The following is a 2,370-nucleotide window of genomic DNA, read 5'->3' as shown; positions in this document are numbered from 1 at the left end:
CCACTGTCCGTCAAGGTTACAGCCACTTCACCATTTGAAGTCACGCCATCACCTGGAATACCCGTATCAGAAACCAGTGCCGCTGTTGGTGCATCAGGTGCTTGAGTATCTACAGTTAAGGTTAATGCACCGCTTGGCGCACTTTCGTTACCTACTGCATCCGTCAAGCTATAAGTCAAGTCATGCTTGCCTTCAGTCAACGGAGTCGTTGGCGTCAAGGTACCTGTCGCTGGATCATAGGTCGCAGGGACTTCTGTACCATCAACATACAATTTAGGCGTTTCACCCGCAGCTGGTGCTGCAATGATCAAGCCTGGTGTTGTGTCGTTGGTTGATGTTCCTGTACCGAATGTACCTTGCACTGGATCTGTATTGTCCAAGTACTCTGTCGGTGCTGCTGGAATCGTTGGTGCAGTTGTGTCTACAGTTAATGTTAATGGACCACTTTGACCACTTTCGTTGCCCGCCTCATCGGTCAAGGTATAAGTCAAGTCATGCTTGCCTTCACCCAGCGGAGTTGTCGGCGTCAAGGTACCTGTTGCTGGATCATAGGTCGCAGGGACTTCTGTACCATCTACATATAACTTCGGTGTTTCACCTGCACCCGGTGCTGCAATAATCAAGCCTGGAGTCGTGTCATCGGTTGATGTTCCTGTTCCAAACTGACCTGTGACAGTTCCTGCATCATCTACATATTGAGTCGGTGCTGCTGGAGCAGTTGGTGCTTGAGTATCCACAGTTAAGCTTAATGCTGGACTTTGAGCACTTTCATTACCTGCTGCATCGGTCAAGGTATAAGTCAAGTCATGCTTGCCTTCACCCAGTGGTGCATTCGGCGTCAATGTACCTGTCGCTGGATCATAGGTCGCAGGCACTTCTGTACCATCTACATACAATTTAGGCGTTTCACCCGCAGCTGGTGCAGGGATGATCAAGCCTGGTGTTGTATCGTTGGTTGATGTTCCTGTACCGAATGTACCTTGTTGTGGATCTGTATTATCCAAGTACTCTGTCGGTGCCGCTGGTGTTGCTGGTGCTTGTGTATCTACTGTGATCGTAATCGCTGGACTTGGATCACTTTCGTTACCCGCTGCATCCGTCAAGGTATAGGTCAAGTCATGCTGGCCTTCAGTCAACGGAGTCGTTGGCGTCAAAGTACCTGTCGCTGGATCATAGGTCGCAGGCACTTCTGTACCATCAACATACAATTTAGGCGTTTCACCCGCAGCTGGTGCAGGAATGATCACACCTGGTGTGCTGTCATTGGTCGAGGTTCCTGTACCGAATGTGCCTTGTTGTGGATCTGTATTGTCCAAGTACTCTGTCGGTGCTGCTGGTGCTGCTGGTGCTTGCGTATCTACTGTAATCGTAATCGCTGGACTTGGATCACTTTCGTTACCCGCCTCATCCGTCAAGGTATAAGTCAAGTCATACTGACCTTCAGTCAACGGAGTTGTTGGCGTCAAGGTACCTGTTGCTGGATCATAGGTCGCAGGGACTTCTGTACCATCAACATATAACTTCGGTGTTTCACCTGCACCCGGTGTTGGGATAATCACACCTGGTGTGCTGTCATTGGTCGAAGTCCCAGTACCAAAGGTACCTTGTTGTGGATCTGTATTGTCCAAGTACTCCGTTGGTGCCGCTGGAGCCGTTGGTGCTTGCGTATCCACAGTCAATGTCAATGCTGGGCTTTGACCACTTTCATTACCCGCTGCATCCGTCAAACTATAGGTCAAGTCATGCTGGCCTTCAGTCAACGGAGTTGTTGGTGTCAATGTACCTGTAGCAGAATCATAAGTCGCAGGCACTTCTGTTCCATCAACATACAACTTCGGCGTTTCGCCCGCAGCTGGTGCTGGGATGATTAAGCCTGGTGTTGTATCGTTGGTTGATGTACCTGAAGCAAATGTACCTTCTTCCGGCGCAACATTATCCACATAACCTGTCGGTGCAGTTGCTGGTGTTGTTGGTGCTTGTGTATCGACCGTCAAGCTTAATGGCGCACTTGGTATACCTTCAAAGCCATTGCTGTCAGTCAAGGTATAGCTCAAATCATGCTGGCCTTCAGTCAACGGAGTTGTCGGTGTCAATGTACCCGTTACTGGATCATAAGTCGCAGGGACTTCTGTGCCATCCACATATAACTTCGGTGTTTCACCCGCAGCCGGTGTCGGGATAATTAAGCCTGGAGTTGTATCATTGGTCGATGTTCCTGTCGCAAATGTGCCTTCTTCTGGCGCAACATTATCCACATAGCCTGTCGGCGTTGCTGGTGCTGAGGTATCAACAACTTTGCTCGCTTCTGGGCTGACATTACCTGCTGTATCCGTTGCTGTCGCTGTAATGGTTGAACCATTCACGATACCT

At 49.7% G+C, this 2,370-nt stretch carries 1 protein-coding gene; it reads right to left on the bottom strand.

What is annotated here, in order from left to right; genetic code table 11:
- A partial coding sequence (locus tag F960_RS22795) for an Ig-like domain-containing protein (RefSeq protein WP_004858881.1) occupies window positions 1–2,370 on the bottom strand: 2,370 nt, incomplete at both ends.

The organism is Acinetobacter gerneri DSM 14967 = CIP 107464 = MTCC 9824 (assembly GCF_000368565.1).
Taxonomy (GTDB): Bacteria; Pseudomonadota; Gammaproteobacteria; order Pseudomonadales; family Moraxellaceae; genus Acinetobacter; species Acinetobacter gerneri.
This window is presented reverse-complemented; position numbering and strand designations above follow the sequence as displayed.